General features: G+C 71.3%; 14 protein-coding genes and 1 riboswitch. Of the genes, 9 read left to right on the forward strand and 5 right to left on the reverse strand.

Features of this window, described 5'->3' with window-relative positions:
• Nucleotides 1–223 precede the first annotated feature (223 nt).
• The 4 genes from Q9R47_RS02775 to Q9R47_RS02790 all read left to right on the forward strand — a co-directional run bounded on the left by Q9R47_RS02775 (nucleotide 224) and on the right by Q9R47_RS02790 (nucleotide 5,008).
• Nucleotides 224–1,810, forward strand: a complete 1,587-nt coding sequence (locus tag Q9R47_RS02775; RefSeq protein ID WP_311231677.1) for an ABC transporter substrate-binding protein — start codon at nucleotides 224–226, stop codon at nucleotides 1,808–1,810.
• Between the two features lie 84 nt (nucleotides 1,811–1,894).
• On the forward strand, nucleotides 1,895–3,361 hold the full coding sequence (mnmE, locus tag Q9R47_RS02780; RefSeq protein WP_311231678.1) for a tRNA uridine-5-carboxymethylaminomethyl(34) synthesis GTPase MnmE: 1,467 nt from the start codon (nucleotides 1,895–1,897) through the stop codon (nucleotides 3,359–3,361).
• A 108-nt stretch (nucleotides 3,362–3,469) separates the two neighbouring features.
• Nucleotides 3,470–3,979, forward strand: coding sequence for a cyclic nucleotide-binding domain-containing protein (locus Q9R47_RS02785; RefSeq protein WP_311231899.1), 510 nt, complete (start codon nucleotides 3,470–3,472; stop codon nucleotides 3,977–3,979).
• A 117-nt stretch (nucleotides 3,980–4,096) separates the two neighbouring features.
• On the forward strand, nucleotides 4,097–5,008 hold the full coding sequence (locus Q9R47_RS02790) for a hypothetical protein (RefSeq protein ID WP_311231679.1): 912 nt from the start codon (nucleotides 4,097–4,099) through the stop codon (nucleotides 5,006–5,008).
• A 15-nt stretch (nucleotides 5,009–5,023) separates the two neighbouring features.
• Here Q9R47_RS02790 and Q9R47_RS02795 read toward each other — a convergent pair whose 3' ends face one another.
• The 3 genes from Q9R47_RS02795 to Q9R47_RS02805 all read right to left on the reverse strand — a co-directional run bounded on the left by Q9R47_RS02795 (nucleotide 5,024) and on the right by Q9R47_RS02805 (nucleotide 10,607).
• Entirely contained in the window at nucleotides 5,024–7,789 is a 2,766-nt protein-coding gene (locus tag Q9R47_RS02795) for a sulfite reductase flavoprotein subunit alpha (protein WP_311231680.1), read from the reverse strand.
• Between the two features lie 138 nt (nucleotides 7,790–7,927).
• The gene (locus tag Q9R47_RS02800) at nucleotides 7,928–8,482 is read right to left on the reverse strand and encodes an adenine phosphoribosyltransferase (RefSeq protein WP_311231681.1); all 555 of its coding nucleotides are present in this window, start codon (nucleotides 8,480–8,482) and stop codon (nucleotides 7,928–7,930) included.
• A gap of 139 nt (nucleotides 8,483–8,621) precedes the next feature.
• Nucleotides 8,622–10,607 carry a monovalent cation:proton antiporter-2 (CPA2) family protein gene (locus Q9R47_RS02805; protein ID WP_311231682.1) on the reverse strand — a complete coding sequence of 662 codons (1,986 nt, stop codon included), beginning with the start codon at nucleotides 10,605–10,607 and terminating at the stop codon, nucleotides 8,622–8,624.
• 140 nt (nucleotides 10,608–10,747) lie between these two features.
• On the opposite strand from Q9R47_RS02805, the gene Q9R47_RS02810 reads away from it, so the two are divergent.
• From Q9R47_RS02810 to Q9R47_RS02825, 4 genes are all read left to right on the forward strand, one after another.
• A complete protein-coding gene (locus Q9R47_RS02810; RefSeq protein WP_311231683.1) occupies nucleotides 10,748–11,770 on the forward strand; it encodes a KpsF/GutQ family sugar-phosphate isomerase in 1,023 nt (340 codons plus the stop codon).
• A gap of 62 nt (nucleotides 11,771–11,832) precedes the next feature.
• Entirely contained in the window at nucleotides 11,833–12,387 is a 555-nt protein-coding gene (locus Q9R47_RS02815; protein ID WP_311231684.1) for a 3-deoxy-D-manno-octulosonate 8-phosphate phosphatase, read from the forward strand.
• Nucleotides 12,384–13,004, forward strand: coding sequence for an LPS export ABC transporter periplasmic protein LptC (gene lptC, locus Q9R47_RS02820; protein WP_404977085.1), 621 nt, complete (start codon nucleotides 12,384–12,386; stop codon nucleotides 13,002–13,004). The genes Q9R47_RS02815 and lptC overlap by 4 nt, the downstream gene beginning before the upstream one ends.
• A gap of 53 nt (nucleotides 13,005–13,057) precedes the next feature.
• On the forward strand, nucleotides 13,058–13,861 hold the full coding sequence (locus tag Q9R47_RS02825) for an SDR family oxidoreductase (RefSeq protein WP_311231685.1): 804 nt from the start codon (nucleotides 13,058–13,060) through the stop codon (nucleotides 13,859–13,861).
• A gap of 105 nt (nucleotides 13,862–13,966) precedes the next feature.
• On the opposite strand, the gene Q9R47_RS02830 is transcribed toward Q9R47_RS02825, so the two are convergent.
• Both Q9R47_RS02830 and Q9R47_RS02835 read right to left on the reverse strand, forming a co-directional pair.
• A complete protein-coding gene (locus tag Q9R47_RS02830; RefSeq protein ID WP_311231686.1) occupies nucleotides 13,967–14,527 on the reverse strand; it encodes an RNA-binding protein in 561 nt (186 codons plus the stop codon).
• Between the two features lie 263 nt (nucleotides 14,528–14,790).
• Nucleotides 14,791–15,177 (reverse strand): RNA-binding protein, encoded by a 387-nt coding sequence (locus tag Q9R47_RS02835; protein ID WP_311231687.1) that lies wholly within the window; start codon nucleotides 15,175–15,177, stop codon nucleotides 14,791–14,793.
• Nucleotides 15,178–15,413: 236 nt separating this feature from the next.
• Nucleotides 15,414–15,524: riboswitch (yybP-ykoY riboswitch) on the forward strand.
• A gap of 93 nt (nucleotides 15,525–15,617) precedes the next feature.
• On the opposite strand from Q9R47_RS02835, the gene Q9R47_RS02840 reads away from it, so the two are divergent.
• Complete coding sequence (locus Q9R47_RS02840) at nucleotides 15,618–16,196, forward strand: TMEM165/GDT1 family protein (RefSeq protein WP_311231688.1); 579 nt, start codon at nucleotides 15,618–15,620, stop codon at nucleotides 16,194–16,196.
• The last annotated feature ends 11 nt before the right edge of the window (nucleotides 16,197–16,207 follow it).

The raw sequence follows: 16,207 nt of genomic DNA on the forward strand, positions 1-16,207 counted from the left end.
CATCTTGTCGTACGGCTTGTACTGCCTGCGATGCGGCGCCTAGCCAGAACCGCTTCGCTGGCCCGTGTGCCACGACCCTGCTCCAGGATGGTGCGCCGCCCGCGCGGCGCGCCATCCGGGCAATCCCCAACGGCCGCCCTCGGGCGGCCGCTGTTTTTTCGGTACGTTCATTGCTAGGCTCTCCGGTTCCTGACTGAACCCTTTTTCCCTGGAGGCTTGGCCGATGAAGCAGCGTTTGAAATTTTCCCTGGGCGTGGTGGCTGTCGCCGTGTTCATGGCCACCGGTTCCGCCAGCGCGGCCACCCTGCGCTGGGCCGGCGCGAACGACATCCTGACGGTGGACCCGCACGCGCAGAACCACCAGACCACGCACGCGTTCCTGCAGCAGGTGTACGAGAGCCTGGTGCGCTACGACAAGAACTACCAGATCCAGCCGGCGCTGGCCACCAAGTGGACGCAGATCTCGCCCACGCAGGTGCGCTTCGAACTGCGCAAAGGCGTCAAATTCCACGACGGCGCGCCGTTCACCGCCGATGACGTGGTCTTCTCCATCACCCGCGTGATGACGCCGCCGTCGAACATGATCTCGTCCGTGCAGAGCGTGAAGGAGGTCAAGAAGGTGGACGACTTCACCGTGGACCTGATCCTCAAGGGCCCCAACCCGGTGCTGCTGCGCGAGCTGACCGAGGCGCGCATCATGAACAAGGCCTGGGCCGAGAAGAACAACTCGACCAAGGCGCAGGACTATGCGGGCAAGGAAGAGAACTTCGCCTCGCGCAATGCCAACGGCACCGGGCCCTTCATCATGGTCGGCTGGCAGCCCGACGTGAAGGTCACGATGACGAAGAACGATGCCTGGTGGGACAAGCCCACCGGCAACATCGACGAGGTCGTGTTCACGCCGATCAAGTCGGCCTCCACGCGTTCGGCCGCGCTCATCTCCGGCCAGGTCGATTTCGTCGTCGATCCGCCGCTGCAGGATCTGGCGCGCATGAAGGCCAGCCCCGACATCAAGCTGATCGAAGGCGCCGAGAACCGCACCATCTACCTGGGCCTGGACCAGTTCCGCGACGAGCTGCCCGGCGCCGGCACGCCCGGCAAGAACCCGCTCAAGGACAAGCGCGTGCGCCAAGCGCTCTACCAGGCGATCGACTCGGCCGGCATCCACAGCCGCACGATGCGCAACCTGTCGGTGCCCGCCGGGACCATGGTGGCGCCGATGGTGAACGGCTGGAGCAAGAGCCTGGACGAGCGCGCCGCCAAGTACGACGTCGAGGCCGCGAAGAAGCTGCTGTCCGATGCCGGCTACCCCAACGGCTTCTCGATCAAGCTCGACTGCCCGAACGACCGCTACGTGAACGACGAGGCGATCTGCCAGGCCGTGACGGCCATGTGGACGCGCATCGGCGTGAAGACCACGCTGCAGACGGCGCCGATGTCGCAGTTCGTCACCCGCGTGATGAACAGCGACGTGAATGCCTATCTGTTCGGCTGGGGCGTGGCCACGTTCGACGCGCTCTATTCGCTCGACTCGCTGATGTCCACCAAGGACGGCAAGACGGCCGCGGGCGTCTACAACGGCGGCCGCTTCAGCGACGCCAAGCTCGACGGCATGATCGGCCAGATCAAGGTGGAGATGGACGCGGCCAAGCGCGATGCGCTGATCGCCGATGCCCTGAAGCTGGTCAAGGACGAGTACTACTACCTGCCGATGCACCACCAGATCCGCCCCTGGGCGATGCGCAAGGGCGTGGAGACGCAGCACCGCGCGGACGACCGCCCGATGCCGACCTGGACCACCATCAAGTAAGCCGGGCCGGCGGGCCGCGGGAAGGCGCGCTTATCATGCGCGCCTTCCCTCTCATCCCATGCCGCCGCCGCGGCCGTTTCGCCCATGCTGCCCCGCCACACCGATCCCATCGCCGCCATCGCCACCGCACCGGGGCGGGGCGCCGTGGGCATCGTGCGCGTGTCGGGCCGGGGCCTCGGCCCGCTGGTGGAGGCGCTCTGCGGGCGCGCGCTGCGCCCGCGCGAGGCCACCTACCTGCCGTTCCGCGATGCCGCGGGCCAGGCCATCGACCAGGGACTGGCGCTCTACTTCCCCGCGCCGCACAGCTACACCGGCGAGGACGTGCTGGAGCTGCAGGCGCACGGCGGGCCCGTGGTGCTGCAATTGCTGCTGGCCCGCTGCCTGCAGGCCGCCGCCGAGGCGCAGGCGGCCACCGGCCGGCCGCGCCTGTCCGGCCTGCGGCTGGCGCGGCCCGGCGAGTTCACCGAGCGCGCCTTCCTGAACGACAAGATCGATCTCGCGCAGGCCGAGGCGATCGCCGATCTGATCGACGCCAGCACCGAGGCCGCGGCGCGCAGCGCCAGCCGCTCGCTGGCGGGCGCGTTCTCCGACGAGATCCACCGCCTGCGCGACGCGCTGGTGCACCTGCGCATGCTGGTGGAGGCCACGCTCGACTTCCCCGAAGAAGAGATCGACTTTCTGCGCAAGGCCGATGCCCATGGCCAGCTGGCGGCGCTGCAGCGCACGCTGGCGGAGGTGATGGGCCGCACGCGCCAGGGCGCGCTGCTGCGCGAGGGCATCAAGGTGGTGATCGCGGGCCAGCCCAACGCGGGCAAGAGTTCGCTGCTGAACGCGCTGGCGGGCGCGGAGCTGGCCATCGTCACGCCGATCGCCGGCACCACGCGCGACAAGGTGCAGCAGACCATCCAGATCGAGGGCGTGCCACTGCACGTGATCGACACGGCGGGCCTGCGCGAGAGCGACGACGAGGTCGAGCGCATCGGCATCGAGCGCGCCTGGCAGGAGATCGCGGCGGCCGATGCGGTGCTGTTCCTGCACGATCTCACGCGCGCGGGCGAGCCTGGCCACGACGCGGCCGACGCGGCGATCGCGGAACGGCTCGCGCACAAGGTGCCGGAGGCGGTGCCGGTCATCGACGTGTGGAACAAGAGCGACCGTGCCGTGGCCATGGATGCAGGCGGTGGCGAGAACGGCGGGGCCGCAGCAATGCCGGGGACGTCGCCCGCCGCGCATGCCGGCACCGCCGTGCGCCTGTCCGCGCGCACCGGCGAGGGGCTGGACGCCCTGCGCCGCGTGCTGCTGGACATCGCCGGCTGGCAATCCGCCGCCGAAGGCATCTACACGGCCCGCGCACGCCACGTCGAGGCGCTGCAGGCGGTGGATGCGCACCTGATGGAGGCGGCCGCGCAGCTGGCGGCCGAAGGGCCCGCGCTGGACCTGCTGGCCGAGGAGCTGCGCCTCGCGCAGCAGGCGCTGAACGCCATCACGGGCGAATTCACGTCCGACGACCTGCTGGGCGTGATCTTCTCGAGCTTCTGCATCGGAAAGTAGCGGCCGCGCCAGTGGTGGGGCGGTGGCATTCCGGCAGGCGGGCCGCGGTTGTAAAAAACGTAAGGCCGCCTTGTGCGTACCGCCCAGCGCGGCTACCGTGCCGCCACCATGAATGCCGTGCTGCCCGTCACCCCCACGTCCTCGTCCGCCGCCCGGGTGGATCTCGGCGGCCTTGTGCAGGCCGTGTCCCAGTCCGTGGCGGAAGACGGCCTGCTGAACCCGTTCACGCCCGAACAATGGGAGCTGCTGGCGGGCTACCTGCTGCCCATGCAGGTGGATGCGGGCCACACGCTGTTCACCCAGGGCGTGCAGGACCGCACGCTCTACTTCATCGAGAGCGGCAGCTGCAGCGTGCACTACGAAGACGAGAAGGGCCGGCTGCGGCTCGCCATCGTCGGCGCGGGATCGGTGGTGGGCGAAGGCGCGTTCTTCTCGCACCGTCCCCGCAGCGCCACGGTGCAGGCGGGCGCGCCGTCCCGGCTCTGGACGCTGACGGCGCTGCGGTTCTCGGAGCTGTCGAACCGCCAGCCGGCGGTGGCGCTGGCGCTGTCCATGGCGGCGGGGTCGGTGCTGGCGCGCCGCCTGGGCAACCGCCGGCGGCGTGTTGCGGCAACCTGACACCGGCTCGACAGTAAGCAGGGCTGCGCAGGCCTGCGGGGGCGCGAGGGGGGCAGCGCGGAAAGCCACGGCTACACTGATCGGCATTCGCCCGCACCATCGCAAGAAGGCCCCCGCATGTCGCTGTTCAGCTGGTTCTCCCGCAAGAAGACACCGTCCCGTCCGCACCCTGCGGCGGAGCCGACGGGCCTGCTGGATGCGGACGCCACCGTCCCGCTGATGGGCCGCGGCGGGCGGCCCGCAGCCCCGCCCGCGCCGGTGGAGCATGCCGCCAACCGCAAGAACGAGCGCATGGAGCGGCGTGAACTGCTCTACACCGTGGTGCGCGACGCGATGGTGCGCGCGAGCGTGCTGTCGGCCGGCTACAAGTTCAAGGTGCTGTCGCTGGACCAGCGCGGCCGCCAGTTCCTGGTGATGATCGATCTCGCGCGCGAGTACGGCGGCGAGACGATGCGCCTGAGCGAGATCGAGGCGCTCATCGCGCAGACCGCGAAGACGCGCTTCGACATCCTGGTCACGGCCGTCTACTGGCGCATCAGCGACCATGTGGCGGTCGGCGTGCCGGGGCGCACGGCACCGCATCCCGCGGCCGCAGTGCCGCACGCCGCAGCGGCGCACGGCCCCGTGCATCCGCCGCAGCAGCAACCGGCGCGTGCGCCGACCCAGGGGCACGCTGCCCCCGCGCCCGCGCAGGCACCGCTGCTGCCGCCGAACCCGGCACGCGCGGCAGCGCCGGAACCTGCGCCGCGCTCCCCGCGCAGTGCCCCCGCGATACCGGCACCGGTACCGGCTGTGGCCGCATCCGCACCTGCAGGCGCGCCCGGGCGGGGCTTCGAGCCGATCGAGGCCGACGAGGTCGCGGCGTTCCGCCGCGCGCTGGGCCATGCGGCGATCGCTCCCGGCACGCAGGTGCGCTCGGGCCCGCTGCTGCCCGCCCACGGCACGGGCTACGACGACGAGGAAACGTCCGGCCGCGACCGCGCCTCCTCGCCGGACCTGAGCAACACGCAGTACGGCGAGTTGCGCTGATCCTGCGGCCCGCGCTCAGTAGACGTCGCGGCGGTAGCGGCCGTCGGCGATGAGGGCCTCGACGCCTTCGTCGCCCAGCAGATCCGCCAGCACCCGGTCCACGCCGGCCGCCATGCCTTCGGCGCTGCCGCAGACGAACACGACGGCGCCGTCGTCCAGCCAGGCGCGCAGTTCCATCGCGTGCTCCCGCAGGGCATCCTGCACGTAGCGGTGCGGAGCGCCCGGGTCGCGCGAGAACACCCGATCGAGCCGCGGCAGGAAGCCCTGGGCCTGCCAGGCGCCGATTTCCGCGGCGCAGAGGCTGTCGGCCGCCCGCTGGCGCTCGCCGAACAGCAGCCAGTTGTTGCGCTGGCCGGCCCGGACGCGGGCGCGCAGGTGCGCACGCAGGCCTGCCAGACCGGAGCCGTTGCCGATGAAGAGGCAGGGGCGCCCGTCCGTGTCGTCCGGGCCGAAGCGCGGGTTCTCCACGAAGCGCAGCCACTGCACGCTGCCCTGCGGCGCATGCGCCGTGAGCCAGCCGGAAGCGATGCCCAGCCCCTGCGCATGGCGCTCCTGGCGCACCAGCAGCTGCAGCGCGCCGTCCTCGGGCAGCGAGGCGATGGAGTAGGTGCGCGGCGCCAGGGGCGTGAGCGCGTCGGCGCAGGCCTGCGGATGGCGGATGCCCGGCGGCAGCGGCAGGGTCGGCAGCACGCTGCGGGCCAGCACGTCGGCCAGCGGCGCCTGGCCGGCCGGGTGCCGCACCAGGGCCAGGCCGTCGAGTCCGCAGGCCTGCAGCCACGCGGCCACGGCTTCGGCCGGCTGCCGGGGCGCGATGTCCACCAGGGCGCCGGGTTGCCAGCGGGCCGTCGTGGCGGCCTCCGGCCCGGCGGGGCGCAGCGTGATTTCCACCAGGGGGCCGCCCAGGCTGCCGGGGTTCAGCAGGGTCCGTCCCTCCAGCCGCCAGGGTTCATGGCAGGCGAGCGCGGCGGGGGCTTCCGTTGCCGTTGGCGCGACCACCACGGGCCATGCCTGCACGCCGTCCAGCGCCGCCAGGGCCTCGTGCCAGCGCGCCAGGGCGGCCGGATCGCCGTCGTCCACCTCGATCAGCGGAAACAGCGGCTCGGCGCCCCAGCGGCGCAGCTCTGCATCCAGCGCATGGCCGAATCCGCAGAAGTGCGCGTAGTGCCGGTCGCCCAGCGCCAGCAGCGCATGGCGCACCGCCGCCAGCGGTGCCGTGCCGGCCGCCGGCCCCTGCTGCAGGGCGCGCATGAAGCGGCGCGCGGCATCGGGCGCCTCGCCCTCGCCGAAGCTGCTGGCCACCAGCAGCACGCGCGCATGGCCGGCCAGGTCGTGCGGCGCCAGATCCTGCAGCGGGCGCGCCTGGGCGGGCAGGCCCGCCCGCTGCAGCGCGGAGGCCGTCTGCAGGGCGAGGCGCTCGGCCGTTCCGGCCTGGCTGGCATAGGCCACGAGCAGCGTGCGTTCACCGGCGCGCGCATCCGCCGGGTTCGCCGGGTTCGCCAGGTGCGGGGCGATGGCCTCCGCCGCATGCCGTGCCGCATCGGCCGCGCGGCGCTGGCGCCTCCGGCCCAGGTACAGCATCCAGCCCGTCACCGCGAACAGCGGCAGCGCCAGGCTGGCCGCGGTGACCGCGATGCGGCCGGGCAGCCCGAAGTACGTGCCCAGGTGCAGCGGGTAGATGGTGGTGAGGGCGCGCGCGCCGGCACTGCGCTGGCCGTAGCGGTCGTCCGTGGTGATCGCGCCGTCGGCCATGTCGATCAGCATGCGGTGGCGGGCGCGGTCGTGCGGCGCATCGTGGTCGAGCCAGAGGATCTGCAGCGGCTGGTCCGCACGCTGCGGCAGGCGCAGCACGGCCGTCTTCCAGTCCGGCGCGCGTCCGGCGAACGCCTGCCAGGCCGGAGCGAGATCCGGGGCGGAGCCCGGCGCCGCGCCCGCCTTGGCGGTACCGGCAGGGGTGGCCGTGCCGCGGGCGCCGGGCGCCATCGCCGTGCGCGCCGGTCGCGGTTGCCCGGCCCAGCCGTCGACCGTATCGCGCACGGCATCGAAGGACCAGTAGAGCCCGGTGGCGGTGAGCACCACGTACACCACCAGGGCCCAGGTGCCGGCCACGGCATGCAGGCTCCAGAGGAAGGGCCGGCCCTTGAGCCGCGTGTCGAACGCCAGCCAGGTGCGCCAGCGCAGCGGGTTCCGGGGCCAGCGCAGGACCAGCCCCGACAGCGACAGGCCCAGCAGGCACAGGGCAAGCGTGCCGGCGGCGATGCGGCCCGGCTCGCGCGGCAGCAGCAGCCAGCGGTGCAGCGACTCGACCCACTCAAAGGCATCGTCGCCGCGCAGCGCCGGCTGCACCGCGCCGGTATAGGGATTCAGGTACACGGCTTCGCCGCGGCGCTCGCCCGCCCGGGCCGCGAAGCCGATGCGCGGCGCCGCGCCCGGTGCGGACTGCACGGTGACCGTGTTGATGCGGCGGCCGGCCGCGTCGCTGCGCGCGAGCGCCTCCACGAGCTGGGGCGGCGTCAATGCCGGGCCGGCCTGCGGCGCGACCTGCCGCACGCCGGGGTTGATCAGGTCCAGGATCTCTTCACGGAACGCCAGCAGCGCGCCCGACAGGCCGATGACGACGAGCACTGTTCCCGCCGTGATGCCGATGAACCAGTGGAGCTGGAAGAGGACGGCGCGCAGACCGGGCCACGCGAACGCCCGGCGCGGAAGGCCCGGAGCAACTGAAGGCGTGGGGACCGGCGGACGGACGGGCGCTGCGCGCGGCTGCGCGGGATCGATGGCCATGGAGGACGGGGGGCGGAAAGCGTGGCCAGGCCGGCGGAACATGCCACCGGTCCTGTGTTTTGAGAATGATTGTCATTCTACCGTCGAGCCCGCGGCACGCCCTGCGGTGCCGCGCCGCGGGCGGTCTTGCCAGAGCTCTCAGTGCCCCGCGAAATCCACCAGCGTGAAGAGCGGCAGCCCCGACGCCTTCAGCCGAGCAGAGCCGCCCAGCTCGGGCAGGTCGACGATGGCGGCGCCCTCGGTCACCGTGGCGCCCAGGCGCTCCAGCAGTTTGCGGCCGGCCATCATGGTGCCGCCCGTGGCGATCAGGTCGTCGATCAGCAGCACGCGGTCGCCGGGCTTCACGGCATCGGCATGCAGCTCGACCGTGGCGCTGCCGTACTCCAGCTCGTAGGTCTCCTCGACCGTGGTGAAGGGCAGTTTGCCCTTCTTGCGGATCGGCACGAACCCGACGTTGAGTTCGTAGGCCACGACGGCGCCCAGGATGAAGCCGCGCGCGTCCAGGCCCGCCACCACGTCGGGGCGCAGGGCCCGGTCCATGTAGCGGTGCACGAAGGCATCGATGAGCACGCGGAACACCTTCGGGTCCTGCAGCAGCGGGGTGATGTCGCGGAACTGCACGCCCGGCGCGGGCCAGTCGGGCACGGTGCGGATGTACTGGCGGAGGTAGTCGTTGACGCTGAGGTCTTGCATGGCGGGCGGGGAAGGAAAAGGGTGGGCACGGCGGGCGACGCGCGTGGGAAAAAGGGCGGCAGTGTAGTGCGCCGGCAGTGCATTGAGCGGCCCGCGAGCGGTGCGTTCCCGTGCGCAAGCGGGTCTGCGCGGCCGTGGCTCAGCCGCGCAGCAGCGCGTCTTCCGCCAGTGCCAGAGCGGTCGGGTGGCCGGAGATCACCAGCGTGTCGCCCTCGGCCAGCACGCTGTCGTCGGTGGGGGTGGAGCTGCGCCCGTCCTTGTGGCGCAGGTTCACCGCGCGCACGCCCATGGCGTGCAGCGGCAGCTCCGACAGCGGCCGGCCGATGGTGCCGGCGCCGGGCGGCAGCGTGACGGTGGCGAGGCGCTCCTGGTCGCGCTCGGAGGCGGTGTCGTCGTCGGCCCCGTGGAAGTAGCCGCGCAGCAGGTTGTAGCGGGCTTCGCGCTGGTCCTGCACCAGCCGCAGCACGCGCCGCATCGGCACGCCCACCAGCGCCAGCGCATGGCCCGCGAGCATGAGCGAGCCTTCGATGGCCTCGGGCACCACCTCGGTGGCGCCGGCCGCCTGCAGCTTGTCGAGGTAGAGGTCGTCCTGCGTGCGCACCACGACGGGCACCTGCGGCGCGTGCGAGCGGGTGTTGGCCAGCACCTTGAAGGTGGCCGGGATGTCCAGGTAGGTGACGGCCACGGCGCTCGCGCGCACCAGGCCCGCGGCCATCAGCGCCTGCAGCCGCGTGGCGTCGCCGTACACCACGGCATCGCCCGCCGCGGCGGCCTGCCGCACGCGGTCGGGGTCCAGGTCCAGCGCCATGTAGGGGATGTGCTCGCGCTCCAGCATGCGCGCCAGGTTCTGTCCGCAGCGGCCGTAGCCGCAGATCAGCACGTGGCCGCTGGTGTTGATCGCCTTGCGCGCGATGGTGGTCATCTGCAGCGACTGCTGCAGCCAGTCGCTGGCCACGAGCTTCATCACGATCGGGTTGCTGTACTGGATCAGGAACGGCGTGGCGAGCATGGACAGCACCATCGCGGCCAGCACCGGGTTCATGAGCGCGGGCTCGACCAGGCCGTGCTCCTGCGTGAGCGACAGCAGCACGAAGCCGAATTCGCCGGCCTGCGCGAGGTAGAGCCCGGTGCGCAGCGAGACGCCCGTCGTCGCGCCCATGCCGCGCGCCAGCAGCAGGATGACCCCGGCCTTGAGCAGCAGCGGCACGGTCAGCAGCAGCAGCACCAGGGCCCAGCGCTCCAGCAGGATGTGCCAGTCGAGCATCATGCCCACGGTGATGAAGAAGAGCCCCAGCAGCACGTCGTGGAAGGGGCGGATGTCCGTGCCCACCTGGTGCCGGTATTCCGTCTCGGACACCAGCACGCCCGCGATGAAGGCCCCCAGCGCCAGCGACAGCCCGGCCAGCTCGGTCAGCCAGGCGAGGCCCAGCGTGATCAGCAGCAGGTTCAGCATGAAGAGTTCGTCGCTCTTGCGCCGCGCCACCAGGGTGAGCCACCAGCGCATCACGCGCTGACCGCCCACCAGCAGCACGCCGACGAGCACGGTGGCCTTGAGCAGCGCGAGTCCCAGCGCCACCAGCAGCCGCTCGGGCGAGGAGCCCAGCGCGGGAATCAGCACCAGCAGCGGCACCACCGCCAGATCCTGGAACAGCAGCACGCCCAGCACGCGGCGGCCATGCTCGCTCTCCAGCTCGGCGCGCTCGCTCATCAGCTTGACCACGATGGCCGTGCTGCTCATGACCAGGGTGCCGCCCAGCGCCAGCGCGGTCTGCCAGCCCATGCGCCACAGCCCGCCCACGAAATGCGACAGCAGCAGCATGCCCGCCATGCCGGCCGTGAGGGTGAGCACGACCTGCAGCAGCCCCAGCCCGAACACGAAGCGCCGCATGGCCCGCAGCTTCGACAGGCTGAACTCCAGCCCGATCGAGAACATCAGGAACACCACCCCGAATTCCCCGAGGTGGCGCACGCCCTCGGAGTTCTGGGTGAGAGCGAGCGCGTGGGGGCCGATCAGGATGCCTGCGGCCAGGTAGCCGAGCATCGGCGGCAGCTTGAGGCTGCGGCAGGCCACCACGCCGAGCACGGCGGCGAGCAGGTAGAGCAGCGTCAGGGCGAGGGAGGACATGCCCGATGCTAGCCGAGCGCGGCCGGCCCACGGTGGCCCGCCGTCATGCTTTCCGATGCGCCGCGGCGGCGCCCGGAACGTTCCCAGGGGTTTCGGGTGCGGGGGCCGGCGGCCCGGGGCCTGCCGCATAGAATCCGCGGATGCTTTCCGCCTCTCCCGCGGCGGGGCCGGCCCCGGTGCCGCCCGCGCTTTTTTCCGCCGAGCGGGCCCTGCGCCTGGCCCGTGACACCTTCGAGACCGAAGCCGCCGCGCTCACGGGGCTCGCCGCGCGCGTGGGCGATGCCTTCGCGCAGACCGTGCAGCGCGTGCTCGCCACCACCGGGCGCGTGGTGGTGATGGGCATGGGCAAGAGCGGCCACGTGGGCCGCAAGATCGCCGCCACCCTGGCCTCCACCGGCACGCCGGCGTTCTTCGTGCACCCTGCCGAGGCCAGCCATGGCGACCTGGGCATGGTGACGGCCGGCGACCTGGTCCTGGCGATCTCCAACAGCGGCGAGAGCGGCGAACTCACCGTGCTGCTGCCGGTGCTGCGGCGCCTGGGCGTGCCGATGGTGGCCATGACGGGCGGGCTGCAGTCCACCCTGGCGCGCCATGCCGACCTGGTGCTCGACTGCAGCGTGGAGCGCGAGGCCTGCCCGCTCAACCTGGCGCCCACGGCCAGCACCACCGCCCAATTGGCCATGGGCGACGCGCTGGCGGTGGCGCTGCTGGATGCGCGCGGCTTCCGCTCCGAGGACTTCGCGCGCTCGCACCCCGGCGGCGCGCTCGGCCGCAAGCTGCTGACCCTCGTGAGCGATGTGATGCGCGCCGGCGCCGAGGTGCCGCGCGTGCTGCCCGAAGCCTCGTTCAGCGAACTGATGCGCGAGATGAGCGCCAAGCGGCTCGGGGCCTCGGCCATCGCCGACGCGCAGGGCCGCATCCTGGGCATCTTCACCGATGGCGACCTGCGCCGCCGCATCGAGGCGGGCGACGCACTGCGCGGCGTGTCGGCCGGCGACGTCATGCATGCCGGCCCGCGCACCATCGCGCCCGACGCGCTCGCGGTCGACGCCGCCGAGATGATGGAGCGCCATGCCATCACCAGCGTGCTCGTCGCGGGACCGGACGGCATGCTCCTGGGGGTGGTGCACATCGGCGACCTGATGCGCGCGAAAGTCATCTGATGACCGGCACGGCACGTTCCACCCCCACCCATTCCGCCGCCCCGCAGGATGCCGCCGCCCCAATGGCGCCCCTTCGGCCGTCGCTGCAGTTCGACCCCGCGCTGCTGCTGCGCGCGCAGGACGTGCGCGTCGCCTTCTTCGACGTCGACGGCGTGCTCACCGACGGCGGGCTCTATTTCTCCGAAACGGGCGAGACGCTCAAGCGCTTCCATACCCTGGACGGGCACGGCATCAAGCTGCTGCAGAAGGCCGGCATCGTGCCCGCGGTGGTCACGGGGCGCGATGCGCCCGCGCTGCGCCTGCGGCTGCAGGCCCTGGGCGTGGTGCACGCCCGCTTCGGCACCGAGGACAAGCGCCCCGCGGCCGAGGCCATCCTGGCCGAACTGGGGCTCGGCTGGCACCAGGCGGCCGCCATGGGCGACGACTGGCCCGATCTGCCGGTGATGCGCCGCTGCGCGCTGGCCTGCGCGCCGTTCCATGCGCACGCCGAAGCCCGGGCCGTGGCCCACCACGTCACCACCGCCCCTGGCGGCAATGGTGCCGCGCGCGAATTCTGCGATCTGCTGCTGGTGGCCTCCGGCCGCTATGCGGCGCTGCTGGAGGCGTACGCCGCATGACGCTGATGGGACGCGCGCGCCAGGCGTGGGAGCGTATCTCCCTGTACCTGCCGGTGGTGCTCATGGGCCTGATGGCGCTCAGCACCTGGTGGCTGGTGCGCAATGCCCCCAAGCCGCTGCGCCCGGCGCAGGTGGTGGCGCCCACGCACGAGCCCGACTATTTCATGCGCGGCTTCTCGGTGAAAAGCTTCGACGCCAACGGCCGGCTGCAGAGCGAGATCCGCGGCGACGTCGCGCGGCACTATCCCGACACCGACACGCTGGAGATCGACAAGGCCCACATGCGCTCGATGGCACCGGACGGCCGTGTCACGGTGGCCACGGCCAACCGGGCGCTGACCAATTCCGACGGCTCCGAGGTGCAGCTCTTCGGCAACGCGGTCGTCACGCGCGAGCCGCTGAAGCGGCCGGGGCGCGAGCCCCTGCCGCGGCTGCAGTTCAAGGGAGAGTTCCTGCATGCGTGGCTCAACAGCGAACGCGTGAGCTCCAACCAGCCGGTCACGCTGACGCGCGGCAACGACCAGTTCACCGCGGACAGCATGGACTACGACAACCTCGACCAGATCATGCAGATGCGCGGCCGGGTGCGCGGTTCGCTCATACCGCCCGCGCGCTGACCGGCACCCCCGTCTTCATCCCGATCCCTCTCCTCACGCAAAGGCCGCCCGCCATGCCACCACGCCCCCTGGTCTTCATCACCGGCGCGTCCAGCGGCATCGGCCAGGCGCTCGCGCTGCGCTACCACCGTGACGGCTACCGGCTGGCCCTGGTGGCACGGCGCACGGCGGACATCCAGGCCTGGGCGCAGGCCGGCGGGCTGGGCGCGGACGACTTCCGCATCTACGGTGCGGATGTCTCGCGGCCGGACGACATCGTCGCGGCGGGCGCGGCCTGCATCGCGGAGCAGGGCGTGCCTCATGTGGTGATCGCCAACGCCGGCATCAGCGTGGGCATGGACACCGCCGAGCGGAGCGACCTCGACGTGATGGCGCAGACGTTCGCCACCAACAACCTGGGCATGGCGGCCACCTTCCATCCGTTCATCGCGTCCATGGTGCAGCGCGGCAGCGGCACGCTGGTGGGGATCGGCAGCGTGGCCGGCATCCGCGGGCTGCCGGGGCACGGCGCCTATTGCGCGAGCAAGGCCGCCACCATCAGCTATTGCGAGAGCCTGCGGGGCGAGCTGCGCGCCAGCGGCGTGCGCGTGGTGACGATCTGCCCGGGCTACATCGACACGCCGCTCACGCGGCAGAACCGCTATGCCATGCCCTTCCTCATGCAGCCCGGCGATTTCGCGGACAAGGCCCATGCGGCCATCGCTGCCGGGGCCAGCTACCGCGTGATCCCCTGGCAGATGGGCGTGGTGGCCAAGCTGCTGCGCGCACTGCCCAACGCCTGGTTCGACCGCCTGCTGGCCGGGCGTCCGCGCAAGCACCGGCGCGGCGCCGCGGAGGGCGGGGCCGGGCGCGGGTGAAGCAGGGAGCGACAAGAGAAGAAAAAGAAAAGGCCCCCGTTGGGAGCCTTTGCTGGGAACCCGGCAGATGTCGCTCTGCCGGTTCCGCGGTCGCCGTGCGGCCGATCAGTAGCCGCCGTTGCCGCCACCACCGTTGCCGTAGCCGCCGCGGCCACCACCGCCGCCGCCATTGCGGGCGCCGGAGCCGTAGGGGCTGCGGAAGCCGCCGTCGCCGCGGCCGCCGTATCCACCGCCGCCGCCGCCACCGTCACGGCCACCACCGTAGCCGCCGCCGCCGCCGCCGTCGCCACGGCCACCGCCGTAACCACCACCACCGCCGCCACCGTAGCCACCGCCACCGCTGCGGCCACCGCCGCCGTAGCCGCCGCCACCACCACCACCGCCGCCGAAGCCGCCACCGCTGCGGGGCGGACGCGCTTCCATCGGACGGGCTTCGTTCACGACGATGCTGCGGCCACCCAGGGACTGGCCGTTCATGCCTTCGATGGCGGCCTGCGCCTCCGGGTCACTGGCCATCTCGACGAAGCCGAAGCCCTTCGAGCGGCCGGTGTCGCGCTCCATCATCACCTTTGCGCTGGTCACGGCGCCGAACTGGGAGAAAGCCTGCTCCAGATCGCTGTCGCGCACGGAGTACGGCAGGTTGCCGACGTACAGTTTGTTGCCCATCACGGGACTCCTCAAAAACACATGGAAAAAGCGATGGAGTCCCGAAAACGCAGCCGGACGGTCGCAAAGAGCCCCTGCGCGCGAAACTGACGGATCCCCGCAATGCAACGCGAAAAAAAGATTTTTCGCCGAAGCATTATGGGCCATAAGTGGGGGGGGAGATCAAGCGTTCCCAAGCGTCCGTTTGTAGCTCGCATGAATAAAAAAAGGGTCCCGAGGGACCCTTTTTTGTATCTTTTGGCAACCAGGTGGTCGCCGGCCGATCAGTAGCCGCGGCCGCCGCCGTAGCCGCCGCCGCCATTGCCACCACCGTAGCCGCCGCCGCCACCGCTGCGGCCACCGCCGCCGTAGCCGCCGCCACCATTGCCGCCACCGAAACCACCGCTGCGGGGGGGGCGGGCTTCCATCGGACGGGCTTCGTTCACGACCAGGTCGCGGCCGCCGAAGTTCTGGCCGTGCGCGCCCTGGATGGCGGCTTGCGCCTCGGCATCGCTGCCCATTTCGACGAAGCCGAAGCCCTTCGAACGGCCGGTGTCACGTTCCATCATGACCTTGGCGCTGGAGACGGAACCGTACTGGCTGAACGTCTGTTGCAGGTCTTCATCGCGGAAGGAATAGGGCAGGTTGCCCACGTAGAGTTTGTTGCCCATGAAGGACTCCTAAAAAAAACATGAAAACGCGATGGAGCCCGACGCAACCAGCAAACCTGTGACGATCTCAGAGACGCGAAACCGACAATCACCGCAACTGCATTCCTGCAAGCAGAAAAGCAAGACCATTATCAACCATGTGATCCGGATCGGCGCAAGGAAATTGGCGTGCCTGCAACGTTCATTGTGGGTATTTACCCGCACTTTCCGGCGTCCGGGCCCGCTCCCGCGCACTACAATCGCGGCAGTCTCTGGGGAGTAGCCCGCCCGGCGCACCGCGCGCACGGGGGCATGCGTCAACAAACTTGGGCCTGCGCGGCCCATGGCGCATGCGGTTCGACCGAACTGGGCGAGACCATTGGCTGCGCACCGATCCACAGGCCGGAGTCGGGGCGCAGTCGATGCTGTCCGCTTTATCCGGCCGGATAAACCCCCACCCCATGGAAGCCTTCCTCGTATCCACGTCCATCGTCGCGCTCGCGGAAATGGGCGACAAGACCCAGCTCCTCTCGCTCGTGCTCGCGGCCCGCTTCCGCAAGCCCTGGCCCATCGTGCTGGGCATCCTCGCGGCCACCACCGCCAACCATGCGCTCGCCGGTGCCGTGGGCGCCTGGGTCACCACCGTCATCGGGCCGCAGATGCTGCGCTGGATCCTCGGCCTGTCGTTCATCGCGATGGCCGTGTGGATGCTGATCCCCGACAAGCTCGACGACGACGAAACCGGCGGCACCCCGCGCTTCGGCGTGTTCGGCACCACGCTGGTGGCGTTCTTCCTCGCCGAGATGGGCGACAAGACCCAGATCGCCACGGTGATGCTGGCCGCGCAGTACAGCGCGTACTTCTGGGTGGTGGCGGGCACCACGCTCGGCATGATGCTCGCCAACGCGCCCGTGGTCTGGCTGGGCGAACGCATCACGCGGCGCGTGCCGATCCGCGCGGTGCACGTGGTGTCGGCCGTCATCTTCCTGGTGCTCGGGCTCGCCGCGCTGTTCGCACCGGCCGCCGGTCCTTTGGCATAATTGCCGCACAC

The organism is Acidovorax sp. PRC11, from assembly GCF_031844105.1.
Lineage (GTDB): Bacteria > Pseudomonadota > Gammaproteobacteria > Burkholderiales > Burkholderiaceae_C > Paracidovorax.

Bases quoted from the DNA above. Each gene is read 5' to 3' on its own strand.
- Q9R47_RS02775 (WP_311231677.1), top strand. From the start codon at position 224: ATGAAGCAGCGTTTGAAATTTTCCCTGGGCGTGGTGGCTGTCGCCGTG.
- mnmE (WP_311231678.1), top strand. From the start codon at position 1,895: ATGCTGCCCCGCCACACCGATCCCATCGCCGCCATCGCCACCGCACCG.
- Q9R47_RS02785 (WP_311231899.1), top strand. From the start codon at position 3,470: ATGAATGCCGTGCTGCCCGTCACCCCCACGTCCTCGTCCGCCGCCCGG.
- Q9R47_RS02790 (WP_311231679.1), top strand. From the start codon at position 4,097: ATGTCGCTGTTCAGCTGGTTCTCCCGCAAGAAGACACCGTCCCGTCCG.
- Q9R47_RS02795 (WP_311231680.1), bottom strand. From the start codon at position 7,789: ATGGCCATCGATCCCGCGCAGCCGCGCGCAGCGCCCGTCCGTCCGCCG.
- Q9R47_RS02800 (WP_311231681.1), bottom strand. From the start codon at position 8,482: ATGCAAGACCTCAGCGTCAACGACTACCTCCGCCAGTACATCCGCACC.
- Q9R47_RS02805 (WP_311231682.1), bottom strand. From the start codon at position 10,607: ATGTCCTCCCTCGCCCTGACGCTGCTCTACCTGCTCGCCGCCGTGCTC.
- Q9R47_RS02810 (WP_311231683.1), top strand. From the start codon at position 10,748: ATGCTTTCCGCCTCTCCCGCGGCGGGGCCGGCCCCGGTGCCGCCCGCG.
- Q9R47_RS02815 (WP_311231684.1), top strand. From the start codon at position 11,833: ATGGCGCCCCTTCGGCCGTCGCTGCAGTTCGACCCCGCGCTGCTGCTG.
- lptC (WP_404977085.1), top strand. From the start codon at position 12,384: ATGACGCTGATGGGACGCGCGCGCCAGGCGTGGGAGCGTATCTCCCTG.
- Q9R47_RS02825 (WP_311231685.1), top strand. From the start codon at position 13,058: ATGCCACCACGCCCCCTGGTCTTCATCACCGGCGCGTCCAGCGGCATC.
- Q9R47_RS02830 (WP_311231686.1), bottom strand. From the start codon at position 14,527: ATGGGCAACAAACTGTACGTCGGCAACCTGCCGTACTCCGTGCGCGAC.
- Q9R47_RS02835 (WP_311231687.1), bottom strand. From the start codon at position 15,177: ATGGGCAACAAACTCTACGTGGGCAACCTGCCCTATTCCTTCCGCGAT.
- Q9R47_RS02840 (WP_311231688.1), top strand. From the start codon at position 15,618: ATGGAAGCCTTCCTCGTATCCACGTCCATCGTCGCGCTCGCGGAAATG.